At 55.4% G+C, this 22,387-nt stretch carries 19 protein-coding genes; 12 read left to right on the forward strand and 7 right to left on the reverse strand.

Annotated features, from left to right (window positions below; genetic code table 11):
• Positions 1–43 precede the first annotated feature (43 nt).
• Together NIM72_RS01105 and NIM72_RS01110 are read left to right on the forward strand one after the other, a co-directional pair.
• Positions 44–610 carry an NTP transferase domain-containing protein gene (locus tag NIM72_RS01105; RefSeq protein WP_161735700.1) on the forward strand — a complete coding sequence of 189 codons (567 nt, stop codon included), beginning with the start codon at positions 44–46 and terminating at the stop codon, positions 608–610.
• On the forward strand, positions 607–1,590 hold the full coding sequence (locus NIM72_RS01110; RefSeq protein ID WP_253417985.1) for an XdhC family protein: 984 nt from the start codon (positions 607–609) through the stop codon (positions 1,588–1,590). The genes NIM72_RS01105 and NIM72_RS01110 overlap by 4 nt, the downstream gene beginning before the upstream one ends.
• Here NIM72_RS01110 and NIM72_RS01115 read toward each other — a convergent pair.
• Together NIM72_RS01115 and NIM72_RS01120 are read right to left on the reverse strand one after the other, a co-directional pair.
• Entirely contained in the window at positions 1,579–2,673 is a 1,095-nt protein-coding gene (locus NIM72_RS01115) for an ABC transporter substrate-binding protein (RefSeq protein ID WP_253418337.1), read from the reverse strand. The two genes, NIM72_RS01110 and NIM72_RS01115, sit on opposite strands and share 12 nt — an antisense overlap.
• Positions 2,674–2,707: 34 nt before the next feature.
• Positions 2,708–4,828 (reverse strand): TonB-dependent siderophore receptor, encoded by a 2,121-nt coding sequence (locus NIM72_RS01120; protein ID WP_253417987.1) that lies wholly within the window; start codon positions 4,826–4,828, stop codon positions 2,708–2,710.
• A gap of 472 nt (positions 4,829–5,300) precedes the next feature.
• Between NIM72_RS01120 and NIM72_RS01125 the strand changes: the two genes are divergently transcribed.
• Positions 5,301–6,191: a MurR/RpiR family transcriptional regulator gene (locus NIM72_RS01125; protein ID WP_253417989.1), complete on the forward strand. Its 891-nt coding sequence runs from the start codon at positions 5,301–5,303 to the stop codon at positions 6,189–6,191.
• A 194-nt stretch (positions 6,192–6,385) separates the two neighbouring features.
• On the forward strand, positions 6,386–8,359 hold the full coding sequence (locus NIM72_RS01130; protein WP_253417991.1) for an autotransporter outer membrane beta-barrel domain-containing protein: 1,974 nt from the start codon (positions 6,386–6,388) through the stop codon (positions 8,357–8,359).
• A 129-nt stretch (positions 8,360–8,488) separates the two neighbouring features.
• Here the strand turns inward: NIM72_RS01130 and sfnG are convergent, their stop codons facing one another.
• On the reverse strand, positions 8,489–9,577 hold the full coding sequence (gene sfnG / locus NIM72_RS01135) for a dimethylsulfone monooxygenase SfnG (protein WP_253417993.1): 1,089 nt from the start codon (positions 9,575–9,577) through the stop codon (positions 8,489–8,491).
• A 327-nt stretch (positions 9,578–9,904) separates the two neighbouring features.
• Between sfnG and NIM72_RS01140 the strand changes: the two genes are divergently transcribed.
• Positions 9,905–10,375, forward strand: coding sequence for a GNAT family N-acetyltransferase (locus tag NIM72_RS01140; RefSeq protein WP_161735712.1), 471 nt, complete (start codon positions 9,905–9,907; stop codon positions 10,373–10,375).
• A 103-nt stretch (positions 10,376–10,478) separates the two neighbouring features.
• Complete coding sequence (gene rluF / locus NIM72_RS01145; RefSeq protein ID WP_253417995.1) at positions 10,479–11,357, forward strand: 23S rRNA pseudouridine(2604) synthase RluF; 879 nt, start codon at positions 10,479–10,481, stop codon at positions 11,355–11,357.
• Positions 11,358–11,411: 54 nt separating this feature from the next.
• Here rluF and NIM72_RS01150 read toward each other — a convergent pair whose 3' ends face one another.
• Complete coding sequence (locus NIM72_RS01150; RefSeq protein ID WP_253417997.1) at positions 11,412–12,470, reverse strand: SDR family oxidoreductase; 1,059 nt, start codon at positions 12,468–12,470, stop codon at positions 11,412–11,414.
• Positions 12,471–12,567: 97 nt separating this feature from the next.
• Between NIM72_RS01150 and NIM72_RS01155 the strand changes: the two genes are divergently transcribed.
• Together NIM72_RS01155 and NIM72_RS01160 are read left to right on the forward strand one after the other, a co-directional pair.
• Complete coding sequence (locus NIM72_RS01155) at positions 12,568–13,473, forward strand: LysR family transcriptional regulator (protein WP_161735717.1); 906 nt, start codon at positions 12,568–12,570, stop codon at positions 13,471–13,473.
• A gap of 288 nt (positions 13,474–13,761) precedes the next feature.
• Positions 13,762–14,433: a hypothetical protein gene (locus tag NIM72_RS01160; RefSeq protein WP_161735719.1), complete on the forward strand. Its 672-nt coding sequence runs from the start codon at positions 13,762–13,764 to the stop codon at positions 14,431–14,433.
• 92 nt (positions 14,434–14,525) lie between these two features.
• Here NIM72_RS01160 and NIM72_RS01165 read toward each other — a convergent pair whose 3' ends face one another.
• Positions 14,526–15,377, reverse strand: coding sequence for a Vmh family MBL fold metallo-hydrolase (locus NIM72_RS01165; RefSeq protein ID WP_253417999.1), 852 nt, complete (start codon positions 15,375–15,377; stop codon positions 14,526–14,528).
• 146 nt (positions 15,378–15,523) lie between these two features.
• Here NIM72_RS01165 and NIM72_RS01170 point away from each other — a divergent pair, with 146 nt between their 5' ends.
• The 3 genes from NIM72_RS01170 (at position 15,524) to NIM72_RS01180 (ending at position 17,642) form a co-directional block, all read left to right on the forward strand.
• Complete coding sequence (locus NIM72_RS01170; protein WP_161735723.1) at positions 15,524–16,405, forward strand: LysR family transcriptional regulator; 882 nt, start codon at positions 15,524–15,526, stop codon at positions 16,403–16,405.
• A 36-nt stretch (positions 16,406–16,441) separates the two neighbouring features.
• A complete protein-coding gene (locus tag NIM72_RS01175; RefSeq protein WP_253418000.1) occupies positions 16,442–16,861 on the forward strand; it encodes a VOC family protein in 420 nt (139 codons plus the stop codon).
• A gap of 478 nt (positions 16,862–17,339) precedes the next feature.
• A complete protein-coding gene (locus NIM72_RS01180; RefSeq protein ID WP_161735727.1) occupies positions 17,340–17,642 on the forward strand; it encodes a type 1 fimbrial protein in 303 nt (100 codons plus the stop codon).
• 329 nt (positions 17,643–17,971) lie between these two features.
• On the opposite strand, the gene gabP is transcribed toward NIM72_RS01180, so the two are convergent.
• Entirely contained in the window at positions 17,972–19,387 is a 1,416-nt protein-coding gene (gene gabP, locus NIM72_RS01185; protein WP_161735729.1) for a GABA permease, read from the reverse strand.
• 76 nt (positions 19,388–19,463) lie between these two features.
• Positions 19,464–20,750 carry a 4-aminobutyrate--2-oxoglutarate transaminase gene (gene gabT / locus NIM72_RS01190; RefSeq protein ID WP_253418002.1) on the reverse strand — a complete coding sequence of 429 codons (1,287 nt, stop codon included), beginning with the start codon at positions 20,748–20,750 and terminating at the stop codon, positions 19,464–19,466.
• 110 nt (positions 20,751–20,860) lie between these two features.
• On the opposite strand from gabT, the gene NIM72_RS01195 reads away from it, so the two are divergent.
• Positions 20,861–22,351, forward strand: coding sequence for a PLP-dependent aminotransferase family protein (locus NIM72_RS01195; RefSeq protein ID WP_253418004.1), 1,491 nt, complete (start codon positions 20,861–20,863; stop codon positions 22,349–22,351).
• The last annotated feature ends 36 nt before the right edge of the window (positions 22,352–22,387 follow it).

A 22,387-nucleotide genomic window follows, 5' to 3' on the forward strand; every position in this document is an offset into this window, starting at 1 on the left:
GCTAAAGCCTGCGCCCGTTTTTCACGTATAGCGGAGAACGAGAGTGAAGATAGCGCTGATTGTACTGGCCGCCGGGCTGAGTCAACGTTTTCGCCAGCAGGGGGGCGAGCATAAGCTGCTGGCTGACCTTGAAGGCAAACCGGTGCTGCAGCGCACGCTGGATCAGGCCGCTGCCAGCGGGCTTGACCTGTTCGTGGTGACCCGTCCCGACGCCCTGGCAATCCAGGCATTCTGTACGCGGGCGACTGTCGTGCTGTGCGACAGCGGTGGGCTGGGCGAGTCCATCGCGGCGGGCGTTAACGCCAGCCGTGACTACGACGGCTGGCTGATTGCGCTGGGCGATATGCCGTTTGTGACGCCTGAAAGTTACCGTGCCATCAGTGCTGCGCTGGTGGATTCGCCCATCGTCAGGCCAGTCATTGAGGGAAAACCGGGCCATCCGGTGGGTTTTCAGAATCACTCTTTTCCCATGCTGAGCACATTACAGGGCGATGCCGGACCACAGGCGATAGTGAGGTCACAGGCTGTCCGGCTGCCGCTTCACGATCGCGGCTGCCTCTGTGATATCGATTTCCCTGCCGATCTGCAGCTGATAAAGGAATTTTCATGATAACGCTGGATCAACGCGTGATTAATGCGGCACTGAGCAGTTGCCAGGCGGGCCAGCAGGTCTGGCTCTGCACGGTGCTGCGCACCTATGGCTCTTCGCCCCGCGCACCCGGGACACTCATGACGGTTAACGAAACCGGCGCATACTGCGGATCGCTGTCGGGCGGCTGCATCGAAGAGGACTTTCTGGCACAGCTGGCGGCAGGGGCGTATCGCGCCAGCAGTCAGCGGGTACGCTATGGCGAGGGCGGGATGCGTCCTGACGTCAGCCTGCCGTGCGGCGGCAGTCTGGAAATCGTCATAGAATTTCTGCCGCCTGATGACGCCACGCTGGCGCTGCTGACGGCGATGCAGCGCGCGCTGAGCGGGCAACAGCCGCTGGTAAAACTGATACGCCCGGGCGCGCGTGCGCAGTGGGAGGCGATTGCCGCCGACAGGAGGCTGCCCGCACTGGATGCCAGCGAGCAACAGTTGTTACTGCCGGTGGGCGCGATACCGGAACTCCTGATCGCGGGCTACTCCAGCGTGGCACATGAGTGCATCCGGCTGGGACAGATACTGGGCTTTCACGTGCGGGTCTGTGAGCACCGGCCGGAAGTGCGGACGGAGCTGGAAAGTCACTTCAGCGACGCGGATAACGTGACGCTGGTATCACAGCATCCGGCGCGCTGGCTGGAACTGAACGGGGCGCACGCCGCGGTAGCCATTGTGGCACTGACCCACGATCCCCGCATTGATGATCTGACGATGATGGAGGCGATTGCCACACCCGCGTTCTACATCGGCATCATGGGTTCGGCGAAAAACAGCGAGAAACGGCGGGCGCGACTGCAACAGATCGCCGGAATGGATCGGGCCGAACTGGACCGCATCCATGCGCCCATCGGCCTGCCCATCGGCAGCAAGACTCCGGCAGAGATTGCGCTGTCGATCATGGCCGATATCGTCCGGGTGAAGAATAGCGCGCAGTCAGCCGTCTGATCCCGGCGTCTTCTCGGGCGCCAGCCGATAAAGATAGCTGCCTGAAAAGGGTATCGGCAGGAAATCACGGAACAGCTGCTGTAACGTCTGTTCAGGATCGACGTCGCGGAACAGTTGCGGGTAGAGCGTGGCAGCAAAGAATTCGGTCGCTACGACGTGCCACGGGCTGAGATAAAAATTGTGCCAGATGGCTCCGGCATGACCGTCGCGCAGCGCGGTGAGCTGCTTCAGCGCATTCTGCTGACTGGTCAGTGCGAGCAGGCTTTGCCGGGTCTGCGCCGTTGTGACGGCGGGGCCGAGTTTTAAGGCTCCCGCTTCATCGGCGCTGCCGGTGCCGGTGGCAAAATAGTAATCCGGCTGTGCCGCAATCACACTCTCCTCACTCAGCCGTCCGAATACGCCTTTGATCTGCTGGCTGGCGATGTTATTGCCACCAGCAAATGTCAGTAGCTCACCCAGATTGCCATTCACCGAGGTGACGCAGCACTCGCTGCGTCGTCCAAGATGTAACTGCAACAGCACGGACGGTTTCGGACCGTGATAATCCGCCAGCCGACTCGAAATGCGCTGCATGTGGCTGCGGTAGAAGTGATTAAACTGAGCCGCGCGCTGTGGCTGATTGAGCACCTCACCCAGCAAAGTGATGCTGCGCTCAGTGTTTTTCAGCAGATTAACCCGCAGATCGATTTTCACCACCGGAATATGCGCCGCAGCGAGCATCTTCTCCAGCACGGCAACGTTTTCACTGTCGCGCGCCAGCTGCGGCAGGATCACCACATCCGGCTTAAGTGCGACCACCTGTTCGGGATTCACATCGTTAACGCCATCCAGCCCCACGACCGGAATCGTCTCCATCTGCGGGAACTGGCGCGCAAAAACCTGCCAGGTCTGAGGATCGTACTTTTTCAGATCCTGCGGCCAGCCAGCAATATGCTGCAGCGGATTACCGGGCATCAGAAGTGCGACGCTGTAGAGCATCCGGCTTTCACCCAGCATAATGCGCTGCGGATGGTCGGGAATCGTGACCTGGCGACCGGTGATGTCGGTCAGCGTGCGGGAATGAGCACACGCGCTGACCAGCATCACAGTGATCGTCAGCAGCACTGAGCGTAGCGAGTTAAAATTCCACACGGGCCTGTACCATCAGATTACGGGTTTCGCCTTCACGGACGCGCAGATTGCCGCCGCTTGAACTGTAGTAGTGCTGATTAAACAGATTATTGATATTCAGACGCAGCTGGGTTTTTTCACCAAACAGCCGGTTGTTCCACGCCACGAAGCTGTCTGCCACTACATAGTCGGGCAGGGTGAAACTGTTATCGGGATCGCCCGCACGGCTGCCGACATAGCGCGCACCGCCGCCGAGCCGGAACGTGCCGGGCAGGCCACTGACCTGCAGCTCATGACTCAGGTAAAGCGCACCGGCATGACGCGGCGCATTCTGCAGCCGATTGCCATTGTTATCCGGATTCACCCGATCGCTGACGATCTCTGCCTGATCATAGCTGTAGTTCGCACTCAAATCCCAGCCGGGTGCAATTTCGCCATTCAGCTCAAACTCAGCGCCGGTCGATCGGGCTTTATCAATGGCCCGCGTGCTGCCATTAATATTCAGCGACATCGCTTTTTCATCAATCCGGTAGAGCGCCACTGTTGCCAGCAGTTTTGGCGATAGCTGCCATTTGCTGCCGACTTCCCAGCTGGTGCCCTGTTCCGGCTTGCCGACATTGCCATCATCATCCACGTCGGTTGACGGCGTGAACGACTTGCTGACGCTGGTGTAGAAAGAGAGGTCAGGCGTGAGTTTGTAGATCACCCCGGCCTGCGGCAGAAACTTATTGCCCTCATCGTTCAGGATTTCTGACTGGGGATTAACGCCGCGGGAGGCGCGCTGTTCATAATGCTGATAACGGCCGCCCATCACCACAATCCAGTCCTGTGTGAGTGAAATAGTGTCTTTGGCGTAGAGCGATCGGCTATGAATACGGTTCAGGTTATTGGCTGCTGCGCTATTTTCGGTGCTGGTGTCCGTGACCGGTGACAGGATGTCATAGTCGGGATTGAAGTAGTTGAACTGGCGGTTAACCTTGCCCTGATACTGATGGGCGCGATAAGTCTGATTCATCTCATAGTCGGTGCCTGCCACCAGCGCGTGCTGCATGCCCAGAATCTCCGGATTGCCCAGCAGATCCCAGCTCACATATTTGGTTTTGTGGTTAAACCCACGGTTGGCATCGGCACGACGTGTTACTACGCCAGTGCTGGCATTGACCGCCGTTACGCGCACCTCATCGTTGTCATAACGCCGCTGATTCCAGCCCAGGGTGAGCCGGGTGCGCCACTCATCATTAAACTGCCAGTCATAGTGGGCATTCAGGGTTTTGTTGTGACCCCAGGCGTGATTAGCTTTGTCATCCAGACGATCTTTGTAAGCAATATCGATCGGCTTGCCGTCGATAAAGGCCGTGCCGCGGTCGTAGGGAATGTCATAACGGTAGTCGGCATAGCTGATCAGAAAGCTGGCCTGCTCGCCAAACCATTGCAGAGAGGGTGCCAGCAGCGTGTGTTCTTCGCTGCCAAAGTTGCGCCAGTAATCCTGATTCTGCTTTTCGGCGATCAGCCGGAAGGCAAAGCCATTGCCCAGCGGGCCGGTGACATCCAGCGTGCCTGCACCGCCGCCTTCACTGGCGTTGCGTCCGCTAACGCTGGAGTGCCAGCTGTATTGCGGCTTTTTGCTGACCACATTGATAATGCCACCCGGATTCTGAATGCCGTAGAGCAGCGAAGAGGAGCCTTTCAGCACCTCAACTCGTTCGGTTGTGGCATCAAAATTGAGTCCCTGACTGCTGCGAATGCCATCCCGGTAGACCGACCCATCGGCATTACTGCCAAAACCGCGTCGAACGAAGCCATCTTCGGTGCCAGCCAGCGTGTTAGCTTCTGAAACGCCGCTGACAAAGCGCATCGCATCCGCCAGTGAGCTTGCCTGGTAATCGTCCAGTTGCTGCTGCGTGACCACGCTGACCGACTGCACCTCATCAAGCCGCGCGGTTGGCATTTTACTGGCGACGCTGCTCTCGCTGGCGCTGTAATTTCCCTCTGAGTCAGCATCGGCGGTCACGGTCATATCCGGTGCTGTGTTGGCTGCTGCGCTGACCTGTGGCAGCATCATGCTGCCGCAAATTGCCACGACCAGAGCGGGGTGTCGGGCCGGATATCGTGAGTCTTTGTTTTTCATTTTTCTTTTCGTATCTGTTACTGGCAGTTTCTGAAGCAAATTCGCTCTGATGACTGGCTGTCATACAGGGCTTCCCTGGAGGTGGTCTGCAATATGCAGCGCTTTAAGCAGAAGAGAACGGCATTCGGGTTCAGACATCATTGCGCTGACCGGACGACAATGCTTCTCATCTGTAATTGAGAATCATTCAAACATCCAACAAAGTAGTAGTAAACATAATTTGAACAGAATTTACTACATTTCTGCTGTATCGATTTTACTGACTTACAGTCCAGGTGATGAGTTTATTTCGTTGAAAATAATGATTATTATTTCATGGCGAGATGACAGGATACGCTTAAATCCCTATCATTTGCAGGTCAAACTCAGAATAGAATTACGCTTTCACTACAATTTCTGACCGTGGAATATCCTCCATTAATCAGATCGGTAATCAGCCTTTCGGACCTTAAACACCAGCAGCAGGAACAGCATGAAACAGAACCGGCCAGTTAAAAACAGAGTGGATGTGGTGGCAGAGCGTCTGCGCGCCCGCGAAAAGCAGCTTTCTCCTCGTCTGCTGGCTGTGGCACGTTATATCGATCAACAGCGCGAAACGGTGCTCGAAAGTACTGCGATGGAGATCGCCGTCGCGAATCACACGTCTGATGCCACCGTGATCCGCGCCATTCAGGCGCTCGGATTCAGCGGACTGCGCGATCTCAAACAGACGCTCAGAGCCTGGTTTGGTCCCTCGCTGACCTCGGAAGATAAGATGTTCACTACTGTCAGTGAGGTGACCAGTGACGTAAACAGTGCCATCGACTTTGTACTGGCGGGCCACCGGCACGCCTGTGAGGTGCTGTCGCAGCCGCAGAACCGGGTGGCGGTGGCAGACGCCGTGGCGCTGCTGAGTGAAGCGCGGGAAGTGGCTATTTTTGGCATTAACGCCTCAGGGATTCTGGCGGACTACAGCGTGCGGCTGCTGAACCGTATCGGTCTGCCCGCCTTTTCGCTTAATCGCGCCGGCATTGCGCTGGCAGAGCAGATGCTGGCGCTGCAGCGTGGCGACGTGCTGATAATGATGGCGCAGCAATCGGCGCACCGGGAAGGGACCACCGTGGTGCGCGAAGCGAAACGGCTGAATATCCCGATTATCCTGCTGACCAACGCCACCGACTCTTTTTTTGCGCGTGAGGCGGATGTGGTGATCAACGTGCCTCGCGGTGGTGAGAAGGGGCGCATTCCGCTGCACGGCACCATAATGGTCTGTCTGGAGATGCTAATCCTGTCAGTTGCTTCGACGCTGCCGCAGCGCACCGTTAAAACCATGAAACGGCTACAGGATCTCTATCGCGGGCTGAAACCCGCCAGCAAAAAGTAATCTGCAGGATTAAGCCGTGACCGGAATTTTCCGGTAAAAACGGGCTCACCTTTAAGTCAAATTTTCCCGCTTTGCGAGCGCGATCGCGTCTTTTCATCAGCCCGTTTATCAGGGCGACTACGCTTACAGCGTGCTGCGCCTCCGGGTGCGGCTTTTACTCTTTCTCACTTTACTTTTTTTGTGCGGAGCTGCTGATGAAACCCCTTCACGCGCAATACCTTTTCTGTTGTGCCACCCTGAGCCTCCTGTCGCCGCTGCCTGCGATGGCATGGAGTGACCTTACCGTATTTGGTGACAGCCTGAGTGATGGCGGCAACGTAGGACGCTTTACTTATGATGGTGCGACCCATCCGCTCTATGACGAGATCGTAGCGCAGTCGCTGGGTGACACTCTGCGCCCCTCATCCCAGGGCGGAAGCAACTATGCCGAAGGTGGCGCCGTTGCGGTACCGGCGATAAATCCCATGTTTAATACGCAGGAACAGCTGGATAATTACCTTGCGACGCGCGACGGACGAGCCGATTCTGACGGACTCTATATTCACTGGATTGGCGGCAATGACTTAGCGGCGGCAGCCCTTGCGCCGCTCGCTGCACAGCAGATCGTGGATAACAGTGCCAGTGCCGCGGCCTCACAGGTCAGTCGTTTGCTGGATGCCGGGGCCGGCACGGTCATCGTTCCGACGGTGCCAAACGTCGGAGCGACGCCCGCGCTGCTTCAGGCGATTCTGCAGGTGCTGGGGCCGGCCGCCCAGCCTGCCACGGCGGCGCTGTTTCAGTCGCTGAGTACCACCGCCACGCCTGACCGCGCCGCCAGAGAGCAGGCAATTGAAACCGCGCTTAACGAAGCAGCTGGTCAGGTCACTTCTATTCCGCTGATCCGCGATGCGCTTGCACAACAGCTGTTTGCCGCCTGGCAGTTGCTGAGTCAGGAGGCGGCAGCCCTCACCGACCGTTACAACCAGGCTGAAGAGCAGGGGCTGGTGGCGGCACGCGGCAATATCGCGCGGGTGGATATCAATGGCCTGTTTAATGAGGTGATCGATAACCCGCGCCTGTATGGACTCAGCAACACGGCAGGCATGGCCTGTCCGCCCGGCGTCTCATCAATGGACTGCACCGCCTCAACGCCAGGATTTTCACAATCGCAACAGTATCTGTTTGCCGACCGGTTGCATCCCAGCCCGGCAGTGCATGCGCTGATCGCCGATTATATTGAGTCGGTGCTGAGTGCGCCGCTGCAGGTGGCCGTGCTGAGTCAGGCACCATCGATGCTGGTGGGGGATGCGCAGAATACGCTGGATGGACATCTGCAACAGCAGCGTCAGCAGCCCGCCAGCGCCGGAGAGTTTACGGTTTTCGGTGGCTATGCCGGACAGCAGCGAGATTTCCGCGGCGACAGCCTGCTGGACGGTGATGCAACAAGCGCTACCGGCACCGTAGGAGTGGGCTATCAGCTGTCCGATAGCTGGCAGGCCGGTGCGATGCTCTCCACTACCTCGCAACGACAGGATCCCTCGCAGCGCTTTGATTATCGTTTACGCGGCAATCTGGTGGCGCTGTGGAGCCAATTAAATTATCTGGATCGGGGATGGATTAATGCAGATGCCCATTATGCCGATCTGAACTTTGATGATATTGAGCGTAAGGTCAGGCTGGGACCGGCGACCCGTACGGAGAAGGGCAGCAGCGACGGCAAAGTGCTGGGGATGCGGGTGCAGACCGGCTGGGACTTACCGCTGGGCCGCTATGTCTCCACCGGCCCGATGGCCAGCTATGCGCTCGACTACACCCAGATTGATGGCTACAGAGAAGAAGGGAACAGCAGTACCTCGATGCGCTTTGGCGACCAGACACTGCATTCTCAAATCGGGTCAGTTGGCTGGCGTATCGACAGTAAAGATTTAGTGAGTAATCCCTGGGCGCAGGTCAGTTACAACCATCAGTTCGGCGACAGCGACTCTGCTGTTACCGCCGGACTGAAATCGACCCGCACTGCCTTTACCCGCAGCAGTGGCTCACGGGATGATAACTGGATCAATATGGCTCTGGGCGCAAGCGTGCCCATTGGCACATCGGTGAACGCATTTGCTGGCGTTTCATCGGTGACAGGTAACAGCGATCATCACCAGGTGACATGGAACGTCGGACTTAACGCCCGTTTTTAAATGATAAGCTGTATCAAAAGGCCGTGCAGAGATCGTCTGCCGCTGTCTGAAATGGTGCGGCAGACGATGTTGCGCGTTATTCATTACGCCGCGGCGACGGAGCGTTAAACTCGCCCTGGCGTGTGGTTTTCACGCTTCGATCAGTGCCGCCTGCGCCTCCAGCTCACGAACGCGCGGTATTACTTCGCGACCAAAGAACTCCACCTCTTCGTGAAAGTGCAGAAACGCCAGCAGCAGCAGATCGACACCGGCCTGCTTAAGTTCGATAATCCGTTCAGCAATCTGCTGGGGGGGGCCAATCAGATTGGTTTTGAAGCCGTCGTTGTACTGCACCAGATCCTCAAACGACGATTTCGCCCAGTTTCCCTCTCCTTCAGGTGAGGCACTGCCTGCATTTTTGACCTCATGCTGGAAGCCTTTCACCGCATCCGGGTTGGCTTTGCTGATGATCTCCTGAAGCACCGCCTGTGCCTGCTGTTCACTTTCACGCGCAATCACAAATCCATTCAGTCCGACTCTGACCTGATGTTGATTGCGTGCTGCTTTTTCACGGATATCCGCGATCTGCAGACGGACACCGTCCGGCGTATTCCCATTAGTGAAATACCAGTCTGACACCCGGGAAGCCATGTCACGCGCCGCACGTGAGCTGCCACCCTGGAAAATTTCCGGTAACGGAGACAGTGGCTTAGGTTTCATGGCGTAATCGCGAAAGCGATAAAAATCACCTGCAAAGGTAAAGTTCTCTTCGCGCCAGATGCCTTGCAGGCAGCGAATAAACTCTTCGGAACGCAGATAGCGCTCTTCGTGATCGAGCCAGGGTTCACCAATCGCTTTGAATTCGCCCCGGAACCAGCCGCTGACAATGTTAACGGCGATACGTGGCCCATAGAGATGGCTGATGGTGGCGATCTGCTTTGCGGCTAATACCGGATTCCACGGGCCAGGCAGCAGCGCGGCGATCACTTTTAACTTCGAGGTGTGACTGAGCAGATCCTGCGAGAAGGTGACGGATTCATGCTGATTGTCTGCGCCATACCCGGCAGTAAACCGGATCTGCGTCAGCGCGTAATCAAAACCCGCCTGTTCGGCGATCTGCGCCAGTTTACGGTTGTAGGCAGCATCCCAGCGGGTTCGCTGTTCTATCTGACTGATCACCAGTCCGCCCGAGACATTCGGCACCCAGTAGGCGAACTGTAAAGGTTGGTTCAGTGACATGGTTTTCTCCTGGCATATAGCTGGATTAATGGAATAGTTAATTTTTCCAAACTTTAAGATATAAAAGAAAAGGCCAAGCACTAACCGTGCCATAAAATAAGCTACTGTTTTTATGGAAGTAAACGGCTAAAGGCGAGCTGGGCGTGTTGCAAATGCGGCACGGTTGAAACAACCGGGTTGCTAATGCAGCAGCAATGCCTGGACAAATCGGTGAACGGTAAATGACTGCCATCACGCTATTGACATCAACAGTGCCAGAATGTCAGTTACCGGGAACGGGCTGTGATAACGTAGCGAAGCGCGACGCGATGAGAACCGGAGGGGATCATGATAGTCAGACAGGCATCGCCTGAAGAGGCGTATCGTTTATGGAATATCCGAAATCAGGCACTCCGTCATGGCTGCCAGCATGCTTATCCACCCGACGTGCTCGCCGCCTGGACGCCGGACCGCATGCCCGCCAGCTTTCCTGCGATGATCCGCGCCAATCCCTTCTTCGTGATTGATGGCCCGGACGGCGTGCCGGTTGCTACCGGATCGCTGGACCTTGCCGCCGCCAGCGTGGAAGCCATTTTTACCCTGCCCGCATTTACCGGACAGGGAATGGCTGGGCTGATCATCGACACCATCAAAGCGGAGGCGCTGCAGCGTGGCTACCACCGGTTGACACTCGCTTCGACGCCGAACGCCGTGGGCTTTTACCAGCAGCATGGCTTCCACCCGCTGGGCGAAAGTTTCTATCCGTCAAAGCTGGCGGGCAGCGATTTGCGCTGTACTGAGATGGCGATTGATCTGTGAATGCCCGCTGCCTTCAGGCTGGCAAAGCTGAGCAAAAGTTTCCGGTGCAAAGACTTCGCAAGCCCCCGCCGGTAAGGTATAGTCCGCGTTTTTTGGAGGAATCATGCTGACTGAATCATCAACTCGTCTTAATAAATACATCAGCGAGAGCGGCATCTGCTCCCGTCGTGACGCCGATCGTTACATCGAGCAGGGCAACGTTTTTATTAACGGCAAACGCGCCACTGTAGGCGCGCAGGTATTTGCAGGCGATGTGGTGAAGGTCAATGGTCAGCTTATCGAGCCGCGCGATGAAGACGATCTGGTGCTGATTGCCCTGAATAAGCCGGTGGGGATTATCACCACCATGGAAGAGGGCGAGCGCGATAACATCAGCGATTTCGTCAATCACAGCAAGCGCGTCTTCCCGATTGGTCGCCTCGACAAAGATTCTCAGGGCCTGATTTTCCTTACCAACCACGGTGATCTGGTCAACAAGATCCTGCGGGCCGGTAACAACCACGAAAAAGAGTATGTCGTTACGGTCGACAAGCCAATCACCGATGAGTTTATTGCCGGAATGAGCGCAGGCGTGCCGATGCTGGGCACGGTGACCAAAAAGTGCAAAGTGAAAAAGGAAGCGCCATTTGTCTTCCGTATTACGCTGGTCCAGGGTCTGAATCGCCAGATCCGTCGCATGTGTAAGCATTTCGGCTTTGAAGTCACGAAGCTTGAGCGCACCCGTATCATGAACGTCAATCTCAAGGGATTACCGCTCGGGGAATGGCGCGACCTCACCGATGACGAACTCGTTGAGCTGTTTAAACTGCTGGAGAACTCCTCTTCAGAAGATAAACCCGCGAAGAAAGCTAAAGCTCCGGCTAAAACGTCGGCCGCAAAAAAACCGCAGAAGAGCGGTGCGAAACCTGCTGAAAAAGCGGATGCGGCTGGCGCCTCGCGCAAGCGCTTTGTCCAGCCGGGACGGAAGAAGAAAGGGCGCTAAACCCAGTCCGATGCAGAGAGCGATATTCTCGCCCTCTGTGCTTTCACGGGCGCATCACGGAATAACGCGCGCCGCCCGAAAGCGGGCAAACAGATCGCAGAACATCTCATCCGTCGCGCGATAACCGTGAAAGCCCGCCCGCCGCAGTTTGCTGCCGTCGCCAAACATGTCGTAGTTCCAGCCAAAAATAAAATCAGCGAAAGCGCCGTCACTCAGTGCCAGAATATCTGCTTCAACTAAGGTGTTATCCCCGGCGATTTCCCGCCACAGCGCACGATAATCCTGAAATAGTTGCCGGAACGACAGCGAAACCGGCGGCGCGATCTCCAGTTCAAACCAGGCTGCAATGACCGGCCATAGCTCACTCCAGCGCCAGAGATCGCCATTATTGATATTAAAGGCCTGATTGCGTGCGTCAGAAGTGCGTGCGGCCCAGATCGTCGCGTCGGCCAGCAGAGTGGCATCGGTAAAATCGACCATACTCTGCCAGGTTTCTGGCGAACCGGGAAAGCGTAAGGGCAGCCGCGCCGCGCGACAGATTGAAGCGTAGAGCGCCAGGCTCAGCGCCAGGTTCATGCTGTTGCCCGGCCTGTCACTGCCGACCACACCGGGCCGCAGCGCACTCCAGTGCCAGGCTTTACCATGCTGTTGTGCGCTCAGCCAGTTCAGCTGCGCGGCGTTAAACTCAGCACCCGGTACACCAGGATCGCTTTCCCGCGCCGGCGTTTTAAAGCGTCCGAGATGGGCGCCATACACCTTGTATCCCTGCATCAGACTGACATGCTCAAGTGGGGCGACATCCTCCATGGTCTGAACCAGATTTTGCAGCATGGCAAGATTTGGTCCGACCATCGTTCCCCAGTCAGAAGCGTTCAGCCAGGCGCTGTAAAAGATATGCGTGACGTCGGTGAGTGATGCCAGCCGTTGCTGGCACTGCTGACTATCGCGCAGATCGACCGCTATAATCTCTGTTCCGCTGACTGCAAAGTCTGACCGATGCGTCAGTGCCTTGACCTGCCAGTGGTCTGCTACCAGTGCCTGACTCAGTTGCTGACCCACAATCCCGCTGGCACCCGCCACCAGCGCAACCTTTTTACCCTGTGTCGTTTTCATGATCGCTATCCGATTAAGAAAGAAGCCGCATTCTCACCTGTGTAAAATTCTGATTAAATCCCCGTAACCGGATATCACTTATCAGGAAAATCTATAAATGCAGAACAAACTGACTGCGATGCAGACCTTCATCCGGGTGGCGGAAGCGGGCTCCTTTTCGGCGGCAGCACGGCAAAACGGCATGAAGCAGTCGGCTGTTAGCCAGCAGATCGCCGCACTGGAGGAGGCACTGGGCGTGGTGCTCCTGCATCGCACCACGCGAACCATGGCGTTAACTGAGCCGGGTCACCATTATCTGCAACAGGTCAGGCAGCTGCTTGGTGCGATGGACGAACTGGAGCAGCAACTACGGCCTGAATCGCAGCCGCTTCATGGCAGAGTGCATATTCAGTTGCCGAGCGGCATCGGGCAGCGGCTGATGCCGCATCTGATCGCTTTCCAGCAGGTGCATCCTGCGCTGCGTCTGAATATTGCGCTGGAGGATCGCCTGTCGGACCTCATCGTGGAAGGCGTTGACGTGGCGGTTCGTGTCAGCGAGTCGCCACCTGCCACGCTGGCTGCCCGTTCGCTCGCCACGATTGAAACCGTGCTGGTGGCTTCCCCTGAGTGGATAGCGCGCAACGGCCCGCCGCAGACGCCCGATGACCTTATGCGCTATCCGCATATACGTTTTAGTGGTATAGCGACTGATGCGCCGCTGCAGCTGGTTTCTGCGACCGCGAAAGTCTCTGTTCCGGTAGAAAGCGTGTTTCGGTCTAATAACAGCGATGCCTTGATGCAGGCCCTTGAAGCAGGCCTCGGTATCGGCGGCTTACAGACGCTGCCTGGCGCAGACGCGCTGGCCTCCGGCCGACTGGTGCGGGTGTTACCGGACTGGCGAATGCCCGACCGTTATCTCTATGCCCTATTCCCGGATGCCCGTTTTATTCCTTATAAGGTCCGTAAGCTGGTCGGACGGTTAAGTGAGGTGTTGATGCAGGGATCAGGGCAGAGCCAGATCTGATGCCCAGGCGATTTTATTAATTCGCAGGGTGCAGCAAAACCCGGAAACGCTTAAAACCCTCGCAAAGCTCTGATATGACCGTCCGGATGGTGTGCAGCGCATTCTTTCACACATGCGCCTGGTATCCGATGCCCGGCGGGTTAACTCAGCCTTCTCTTACGCCTAATCAGACAGTGCTTTTGCCACCATAAGCCAGATTTTTTAAAAGGTTCACATTCAGACCAACGACACTTTTCACCCTCATCAGGGCGTGGCAGGATAAGCGCAATCTATCAAGGAGTGTGCCTGATGTTACTGAAAGGTATGAACGATCCGCTGCTGAAAGCGTATCAGCATCCCAAATCACGGATGATGATCAGCCGTTTCAGGGGGCTGGCGGGCGACAGAAGACTCAGTGACTGGCAGGCATTCTGTATTCTGGTAACCGGCTTTACAAATTACTGGTATGTGCAGGCTGGTCACTACAGCATTAATATCACGCTCACCAAAACTCGTCAGTTCGACTTCCTGCAGGACTTCCTTCATTTCACAGTCACCCTGGATGGATTGATCGGCGATGAACATTTTCGCAGCCCGGACTTTGTACTGCCACATTACGATGTGCCTTATGAATTCTGTCGCTGGCGCAACAAGCGCAGCTATGACGCCTTAACCACCTATGTGAGTAAACAGGGGGTGAAATCTCATAAAGGGATGTTTGTCGCCTCGGAAGGCGCGTCTCCGGAAGAGCAGGTGATGAAATGGGAAGGGGTGGTCAACGTCTATGACAAAACCTTTTTCAGTGTGACTAACTTCAATACAACTCAGGAATTCCTGATTAAAGACCTTCGTAAATCCATTCAGGATGGATTACTGAAGCACCTGAGTTTTTACCGCGATCTGTTTCACTATATTTTTCCCACACCGGCAGAGGCACGATTGCAGGCGCGTGACGACAGGCGCTATCTGATGAAAAGATAGCGCCCGGTCATTTTACTTTCAGTCACTGGCATCCGCACAGAATGGTCGCTGTAAGGCGGATCAATCTGTTATGAGCGAACCGCTCTGAAAGTTTACCACTTCATCTCGCCGGTATTCACTTTCGCGCTGAGTTCAAGTGACGCCGGCTCAGCCAGTTTTGGCCAGGCGGTGTTCATGGCGGCAATTACCGCTGCTGAGGTTTTATGTTCTGACAGCGCCGCTTCAAAACTCTTCAGATAATTCAGGGTGAAATCCACAGCCTGCGAGCCGGCTGGACGCTCACCCAGATAGTGGCCCGGAATAACATTTTTCGCGTTGAGCGTCTGCATCTCAGTGAGGATATGGCGCCACTCATTGCGGCTCTTAACGGTCTGAGTGTCAGCCGTCCAGACGTGGATGCCAGAGGAAAGGGCTGTACCGCCCAGAATGGTGCTCACAGAGGGGATCCAGATGTATGCAGCATATTGATCAGGATGACGCAGTTCCAGCGCCTCGCCATCCACGCTGAAGCGGGTCTGATGCGTAACGTCTGGCACAAAGACTTTATCCGGTGCACCCTGTTTCATCTGAGGGCCCCAGTATTTCAGCTTGGCGTCATGAGTCTGCTGGATATGCTTTACCACCGCAGGTGCGGCAACGATTTTGACGTCCGGCCAGGCTTTAACAATCGGCTCCAGACCGAAGTAGAAATCGGGATCGCCCGAGGTGATCACAATCTTCTTCAGCTTTTTACCACGCTTTTTAATCATCTCCACCAGCTTCTCACCATCCTGGATGCTGAACTGGGCATCAAACAGAATTGCTTCGGTTGGCCCGGAGACCAGGGTTGAGGAGACGGCAAAAATACCTTTCTCCTGCGGATTATAGGTTTCCAGTTGCAGCGTGGCCGCGCTGGCGGAGGCGGAAGCCAGAACGAGTATCACAGGCAACAGAGCAGTTTTCATTAATATTCCTCAGAGATATATGCCCGACTCAGGCAGGTGTATCGGGCGATGTGCAGAATCAGTAGCGCTATTCTACGCATCTTGCTATCTGTTAGAATTCCCGGAATCAGAGATGCTGAGTTTCATAATCCGAACAGGTGAGTGGGATGGACAGAGTGACGGCAGCTGCCGTTTTTAACCGGATATGTGAGCTGGGTAGCCTGAGTGCTGCTTCGCGTGCGCTGGGGATCTCGCGGCCGATGGTCAGCCGTTATCTGGAAGAGATGGAAAAGTGGGCGGGAACGCGTCTGCTGCATCGCTCGTCGCGCCGGCTGACCCTGACGCCTGCCGGTGAGGCGATTCTGCAAAAGACCCGCCAGCTGGCTCTGCTGTCAGAAGCGATCCAGCAGGAAACCACCCAGAGTGTTCCAGCCGGAACGCTACGCATCGCCTGTGCCCATTTTACGGCGCTTCATCTTGTCGGCCCGGTCGTCCCCGATTTTCTTGATCGTTATCCGGCGCTGCGCATCGAACTGGATATTAACAATCAGCCGGTAAGCCTGATCAGCGAGCGCATCGACCTCGCCATCCGTATCACCGATGCGCCAGAGCCGGGAGCAATCGCACGCCGTCTCGGTGAATGTCACTCTGTACTCTGCGCCTCCCCCGTCTATCTGCAGAAGCGAGGCATTCCGCAAACGCCTGGCGATCTGGCGCAGCACAACTGCCTCTACTACAGTCGTTTTGCCGGTCAGAGCTGGCATTTCACGGCGGCTGGTGGCGAGAAAATCTCTGTCGCCGTTAAAGGGAATTTCAGTGCGGGCATTTCGTCACTGTTATGTGACGCAGCGATTGCAGATTGTGGGATAGCGATGGTGCCTGAACTGGAAGCACGCCCTGCGCTTGAAGCGGGAAAGCTGGTTGAGTTATTGCCCGATTATGCGCCGCAGCGCATCGGTATCTGGGGGCTTTACCTGTCGCGTGAGCACCAGTCTGCCGCGCTGCGTCTGATGCTGGATGAACTGCAAAACAGCATTCAGAGCCGGTGATGAGAGGAAATCGAACTGAGAATGATGGGGACATTTATGAATGATGATCAACAACTGTACTGGAACCCTATGGTGCCAGAACTGACCGTTACTGACTTTGCCGTTTCGCTGCATTTTTACACCGATGTGCTGGGCTTTGAGGTGCGGATCCAGCGTCAGAATCCTGACTTCGCATACCTCTGCTTTGGTGAGGCGCAATTGATGATTGAACAGTGCCATCCGCAGGGGTGGAACACAGCTGAACTGGAGAGGCCGCTGGGGCGGGGCATTAATTTTCAGATCGAAGTCGATGACATTCAAGCTGTAATGACAGGTTTGCAACAGCATGCCGTGCCACTTTTTCGTGCGTTGAGTGATAACTACTATGACACCGGCGAGACAACCGCCTGCCAGCGGGAGTTTCTGGTACAGGATCCAGATGGTTATCTGCTGCGCTTTAGCCAGTATCTGGAATAAGCTGAAAGCGTTTTCGACACTACCAGTGATGACTTAAATAGCGTAAAAAACGCGCCTGTATTCTGCATTTTATTTTGAATGTTCAGTCATAATAAATATATGTTTTAACTTTACCGGCTTTATTTCAGTCGTAGAGGAAATTCAGCCTGCCATTTACAGCAGGACAATTAATGATTACCCGATCCGCTAACAAAAAATCCATGCGTAGCATGGTAATGAGTGTAAAGATTAAATAAAGGGGCTGAAGGTGTGGCTTCTTTCTGAAAAGGTCATCAGGAAAAAGAACCCAGGCGAAAAAATCTTTCACGCTATGGTCTACACTCACGTTACTTAGCTGGATTAGATAATTCTTAACATTGTCTTTGTAATGAATTTCATTTGGGTAAGTGTTTAAAATTTACATTTATTTTTTCACTCAGCACTTAATCTTTGGGCATGTATGCCGATAACAGGTGATACATACTCAGGAGGACGCACTATGAAATTATTTTTATCTCTCTGCTTTACCACGTTGCTGATCACCCTGGCTGGTCCAGCGAGTGCAGATCCAAATTCAGGTACTATCATCTTCAGGGGAGCCATAACGAACGGTTCGTGTAATATGAATATCGGGCAGAATCCTGTTGTGTTTGACTGCTATGATCCCGCTCGTGGCAAGGCTGTCGTTACAACTGCTGACCTGATGAACCCCAAATCCCTGACTGGCTTGCCTGTAGAAGTAAAAATGCACTGGTTTAACCCTGCGAAATCGAAAGGGATTATTGAGGTCAGCTATCTCTGATTCCCATAACGGATTTTAGTGTTTACCTGAAAACCCCAGTGCGATCTGCAGGTCATAACTCGCAGAGAGTGAATAAAGCATAAAGTCCCTGACATAATAAGGTCTAATCTTCCGTATACCTGTTCAGCAAGAAACAATGTGCTGCACCTTCACCTGGAGATTCAGGTGAGTGAATTCCAGGTGCAGGCTGATGATGCTGACAATTTATTAAAACTCTTTTATTTTATGTGTTCTCAAGCGCTATACCGGTTCCCGAATGGATAAAGATAAAAACCCACCTTTATAGCTAAAGGTGGGTTTTTAATGGTTTTATAAAAAACATCCGGGGATCACGAAGGATCAGAAGAGCGCTGAGTAAAGTACTTCGTACTTTGACGCTTCTCCTTTTTACGACGCAGAACCAGACTGGTGGTAATGATCAACAGTGTTAATCCGCAGGTTGCCAGTAATTCAGCCTGATGCTTCGCGTCAAACAACATGATCACAAGTACGGTCGTGATAAACAGAATCGTTACCCACGTCAGGCCTGGGAATAGCCACATCCGGTAATTCAGGACTTCACCCGCCTTTTCGCGCTTTTTACGCAGCACAAGATGCGATACGGCAATCACCAGATAGACCAGCAGCGCAATCGCCCCCGACGTCGCCAGTAAAAACTCAAACACGACACTTGGCGCAAGGTAATTCGCAATTACTGCCAGAAACGCAGCAGCGGTCGAGAGCAATACCGCAACCCACGGCGTGCCGCTGCGATTAGTGCGTGAAGCAGCAGCAGGCGCATCTTTGCGGCGGGAGAGGGAGTAAAGCATGCGCGATGAGGTATATAGTGCAGAGTTAAGACAGCTGCACACCGCCATCAGCACCACCAGGTCGACAATCAGCCGGGCATGCGGAATGTTCATCGCCGTTAATACCGTCTGCCATGAGCCCTGTTCAACCAGGCCAGGCGTGTTCCACGGCACCAGTGCGACCACAAAGAAAATCGACAGCAGATAAAACAGCGCAATGCGCCAGATAACCGAGTTAGTTGCCTGGGTAATCTGCTTGCCAGGGTTTTTAGACTCGGCAGCGGCAATAGTGACGATTTCGGTACCCATAAAAGAGAACATCGTGGTCAGGATGGCCGCTACAACCGCACTCATACCATTCGGCATAAACCCGTGCGTGTCATAAAGATGCGACAGGCCACTGGTGTTGCTGTCAGGCAGCAGACCCAATACTGCCGCCCCCGCCACACCCAGAAACAGGATAATGGCCACGACCTTGATCAGCGCAAACCAGAACTCAAATTCCCCATAATTTTTAACGCTGAGCAGGTTGGTAATGGTCAGCAGTAACGTGATGGCAAAGGTATATTGCCAGATGGCGACCTCGGGGAACCAGGCGTGCAGAATCGTCCCCGCTGCATTGGCTTCAAGTGGGATCACCAGCACCCAGAACCACCAGTAGAGCCAGCCGATGGTAAAACCGGCCCAGCGACCCAGCGCTTTGTCCGCATAGGTTGAGAAAGAGCCTGAATCGGGTGAAGCGACGGCCATCTCGGCCAGCATCCGCATAATTAACACCACCAGCGCACCGGCAGCCGCGTAAGAGATCAGCACCGCAGGACCGGCTTCAGAAATAGCGTGGCCGGAGCCGACAAACAGCCCTGCGCCAATCACACCCGCAATTGAGAGCATACGCACGTGGCGCGGTTTCAGGTTTTGAGCCAGCGAATCTTCATTCGCACTCTGATTCATCGTCATGTAAACGTCTCCAGGCGACGTCCGGCCTGAATAGCCGGACGAAAGGGGAACAGGCTTGCGTGAACGCACAGCGAAATCAGGCCGGGACGACGGGATGTCCGGCAGAAGCAACACAGTGATTAATTACCGTGGAGAGAATGGTCAGCGCCTGGCTGAACTGGGCATCAGGAATGGTGAGCGGGTAGAGGAAGCGGATGACGTTGCCTTTAGCTCCACAGGTCAGCAGCAGCAGGCCCTGTTCCATTGCCATCTTCTGAACCGCCTGCGCGGTGCTGGCCTGATAGAACTCCATCGCCACCATGGAACCCAGCGCACGTACGTCAGCAATGTCCGGATGTTTGCGTTGATGCTCCAGCAGTTCAGCTTCAAGCCTGACACCGAGATCGACGGCGCGCTGGCAGAGCTGCTCCTCTTCAATCACATCCAGCACCGCATGGGCTGAGGCGATAGCCAGTGGGTTACCGGCATAGGTTCCGCCCAGGCCCCCAGGCGCAGGTGCGTCCATGACCTCTGCACGACCGGCGATGGCGGAAAGCGGCATGCCGCCTGCCAGGCTTTTTGCCATGGTGATAATATCGGCCTTCACCGGATAGTGCTCCATGGCGAACAGCTTGCCGGTCCGGGCAAATCCACTCTGGACTTCATCCGCAATCAGCAGAATGCCGTGGCGATCGGCCAGCTCCCGCAACTGCACCATAAACTCTGCCGGTGCGGCATGGAATCCGCCTTCCCCCTGCACCGGCTCCAGCACGATCGCGGCCACATCATGCGGTGCAATGTCCTGGGTAAAGATTTCGTCGAGGCTGATCAGTGACGCCTCAATGCTGATCCCCTGAACTGCGCTGGGGTAGCGTGCATGGAAGACAGAAGGTGGCATCGGGCCGAAGTCCCGCTTGTAGGGCGCCACTTTACCGGTCATCGCCATCGTCATGAAAGTACGACCATGGAAAGCGTTACCAAAGGTGATGATGCCGTGACGGCGGGTATAGGCACGAGCCACTTTGACCGCATTTTCCACCGCTTCCGCGCCAGTCGTGAAGAAGGCCGTTTTGGCCGATCCGGCAATGGGCACGCGCTGATTAATGCGCTCGGCCAGGGAGATATAACTTTCGTAAGGGGTTATCTGAAACGCTGTATGGGTAAACTTTGTTAACTGATCGGCAATGGCCTGTTCAATACGTGGATGGCGGTGGCCCGTGTTCAGCACCGCGATGCCGCCAGCGAAATCGATCCAGCTTTTACCGGCCTGATCCCATAAGGTGGCGTTTTCTGCCCGGGCAACGTACCAGTCGCACAGCGTACCGATGCCTTTAGGGAGAGCCTGTGCTTTGCGCTGCTGCATCAGGTTATTATTTTCGCTCATTTCATCCACCTCGTTAATATGCGTGTTTACAATTCCCGACAAACACGTTTATTTATGCCTGAGGCGTGGTGAGTTGCCAGAGCCAATTCTCAGAGGAAAGGTGGAGCCAATTGCGACTCTTGTACGCAGATCATCTATTAGCACGGTTACAGTTTTTAAGAACCGGCTCATTACATCAGCGGCTGCTGAATTGTATGCAGGCCGCAATCGCGGAAGAGGTGTTTCCCCGCGGAAGCCGTCTGCCGCCAACCCGCGATCTGGCGCGCGAACTCGGCGTGTCGCGAAACACGGTAATGCATGTTTATGAAAGTCTGATGGCGCAGGGGTATGTCACCGCGCGCACCGGCAGCGGGACATGGATTGCCGAGACGTTGCCGGAGAATTCTCTGCAAAGTGATGCGATTGCCGATCTTCAGGCGGTGAGGGCGCAACGACCCGCGACGCTGTCAAAGCGGGGTGCCAGTCTGCTGGGGCATGCAACTGCCTCGCCCTATCAGTGGGGCGCGTTTGTGCCCGGCGCACCCGATGTCACCGAATTTCCTCACAAGCTGTTCAGCCAGATTCAGGCGCGGCTGAACCGCGAACCTGACGTACATCGCCTGGTCTACAGCAGCGGCGGCGGCTGTCCCGATCTTCGCCATGCGCTGGTGGATTATCTGCGGGTGGCGCGTTCCGTACGGGCCGATGCTGACCAGATCCTGATTACCGAAGGGGTTCACCAGGCGGTTGATCTGGTGACGCGGGTGTTATGTGATCCCGGCGATCGGGTCTGGATGGAGGAACCGGGCTACTGGGGAACACGTAATTTGCTGCGCATGAATGGTCTGAAGATTCGCGCGATGACGGTGGATGAGCAGGGACTGGTACCGGACAGCGGCCCGGCCCCTAAAATGGTGTTTGTAACGCCTTCCCATCAGTATCCGCTGGGGGTGCACCTGAGCCTGGCGCGTCGTCAGGCATTGATCGCCCTGGCACGCCGTCATCAAAGCTGGATTGTTGAAGATGACTACGACAGCGAATTTCGCTTTTCCGGTCAGCCTCATCCCTCACTTCAGGGGCTGGAAGCCGATGCACCGGTCATCTACATGGGCACATTCAGCAAGACACTCTATCCCGCTCTGCGTATTGGCTACATGGTGGTGCCGAAATCGCTGGCACAGCCGTTGCGCATCGCGGCGGCGGAACTCTATCGCGGCGGACACCTGCTGATTCAGCGGGCGCTGGCTGAGTTTATCCGACTGGGCCACTACATGGAGCATATTCGCCGGATGCGCCTGCTTTATCGTCAGCGGCGGCAGTTTCTCTGCAGGCTGATTGAGCGCTATCTGGGGCCAGCATTTTTACCGGCATTCAATCATGAGGCGGGACTGCATCTGGTGATGCCGCTGCCAGCGGGCGCGGATGACGTTGCGATAGCTGCAGAGGCGCTGAAACGCGGGGTCAAAGTGCGACCGCTTTCGCAATACTATATGCATCCGCAGGAGGCGCGCGGATTGCTGTTGGGTTATGCCTGCGTCAATGAGCGGCAGTGTCAGGACGCCTTTGGCACACTCAAAGCCTGTCTTATGTCCGCAGGGATGGTCTTTAGTCCGCCGCGTTAGCGGTTCATAGGTTTTAAAAGGCAGCAGTTTCAGGGC

Origin of the sequence: Pantoea sp. B550 (genome assembly GCF_024158165.1) — a bacterium.
Lineage (GTDB): Bacteria > Pseudomonadota > Gammaproteobacteria > Enterobacterales > Enterobacteriaceae > Pantoea > Pantoea alfalfae.

What these genes read in the sequence shown, in the direction of transcription:
- NIM72_RS01125 (WP_253417989.1), top strand. Translation starts at nt 5,301, where the DNA reads ATGAAACAGAACCGGCCAGTTAAAAACAGAGTGGATGTGGTGGCAGAG.
- NIM72_RS01110 (WP_253417985.1), top strand. Translation starts at nt 607, where the DNA reads ATGATAACGCTGGATCAACGCGTGATTAATGCGGCACTGAGCAGTTGC.
- NIM72_RS01115 (WP_253418337.1), bottom strand. Translation starts at nt 2,673, where the DNA reads ATGCTGGTCAGCGCGTGTGCTCATTCCCGCACGCTGACCGACATCACC.
- gabT (WP_253418002.1), bottom strand. Translation starts at nt 20,750, where the DNA reads ATGAGCGAAAATAATAACCTGATGCAGCAGCGCAAAGCACAGGCTCTC.
- NIM72_RS01155 (WP_161735717.1), top strand. Translation starts at nt 12,568, where the DNA reads ATGCAGAACAAACTGACTGCGATGCAGACCTTCATCCGGGTGGCGGAA.
- rluF (WP_253417995.1), top strand. Translation starts at nt 10,479, where the DNA reads ATGCTGACTGAATCATCAACTCGTCTTAATAAATACATCAGCGAGAGC.
- NIM72_RS01140 (WP_161735712.1), top strand. Translation starts at nt 9,905, where the DNA reads ATGATAGTCAGACAGGCATCGCCTGAAGAGGCGTATCGTTTATGGAAT.
- gabP (WP_161735729.1), bottom strand. Translation starts at nt 19,387, where the DNA reads ATGACGATGAATCAGAGTGCGAATGAAGATTCGCTGGCTCAAAACCTG.
- NIM72_RS01170 (WP_161735723.1), top strand. Translation starts at nt 15,524, where the DNA reads ATGGACAGAGTGACGGCAGCTGCCGTTTTTAACCGGATATGTGAGCTG.
- NIM72_RS01160 (WP_161735719.1), top strand. Translation starts at nt 13,762, where the DNA reads ATGTTACTGAAAGGTATGAACGATCCGCTGCTGAAAGCGTATCAGCAT.
- NIM72_RS01165 (WP_253417999.1), bottom strand. Translation starts at nt 15,377, where the DNA reads ATGAAAACTGCTCTGTTGCCTGTGATACTCGTTCTGGCTTCCGCCTCC.
- NIM72_RS01130 (WP_253417991.1), top strand. Translation starts at nt 6,386, where the DNA reads ATGAAACCCCTTCACGCGCAATACCTTTTCTGTTGTGCCACCCTGAGC.
- NIM72_RS01175 (WP_253418000.1), top strand. Translation starts at nt 16,442, where the DNA reads ATGAATGATGATCAACAACTGTACTGGAACCCTATGGTGCCAGAACTG.
- NIM72_RS01180 (WP_161735727.1), top strand. Translation starts at nt 17,340, where the DNA reads ATGAAATTATTTTTATCTCTCTGCTTTACCACGTTGCTGATCACCCTG.
- sfnG (WP_253417993.1), bottom strand. Translation starts at nt 9,577, where the DNA reads ATGTCACTGAACCAACCTTTACAGTTCGCCTACTGGGTGCCGAATGTC.
- NIM72_RS01150 (WP_253417997.1), bottom strand. Translation starts at nt 12,470, where the DNA reads ATGAAAACGACACAGGGTAAAAAGGTTGCGCTGGTGGCGGGTGCCAGC.
- NIM72_RS01120 (WP_253417987.1), bottom strand. Translation starts at nt 4,828, where the DNA reads ATGAAAAACAAAGACTCACGATATCCGGCCCGACACCCCGCTCTGGTC.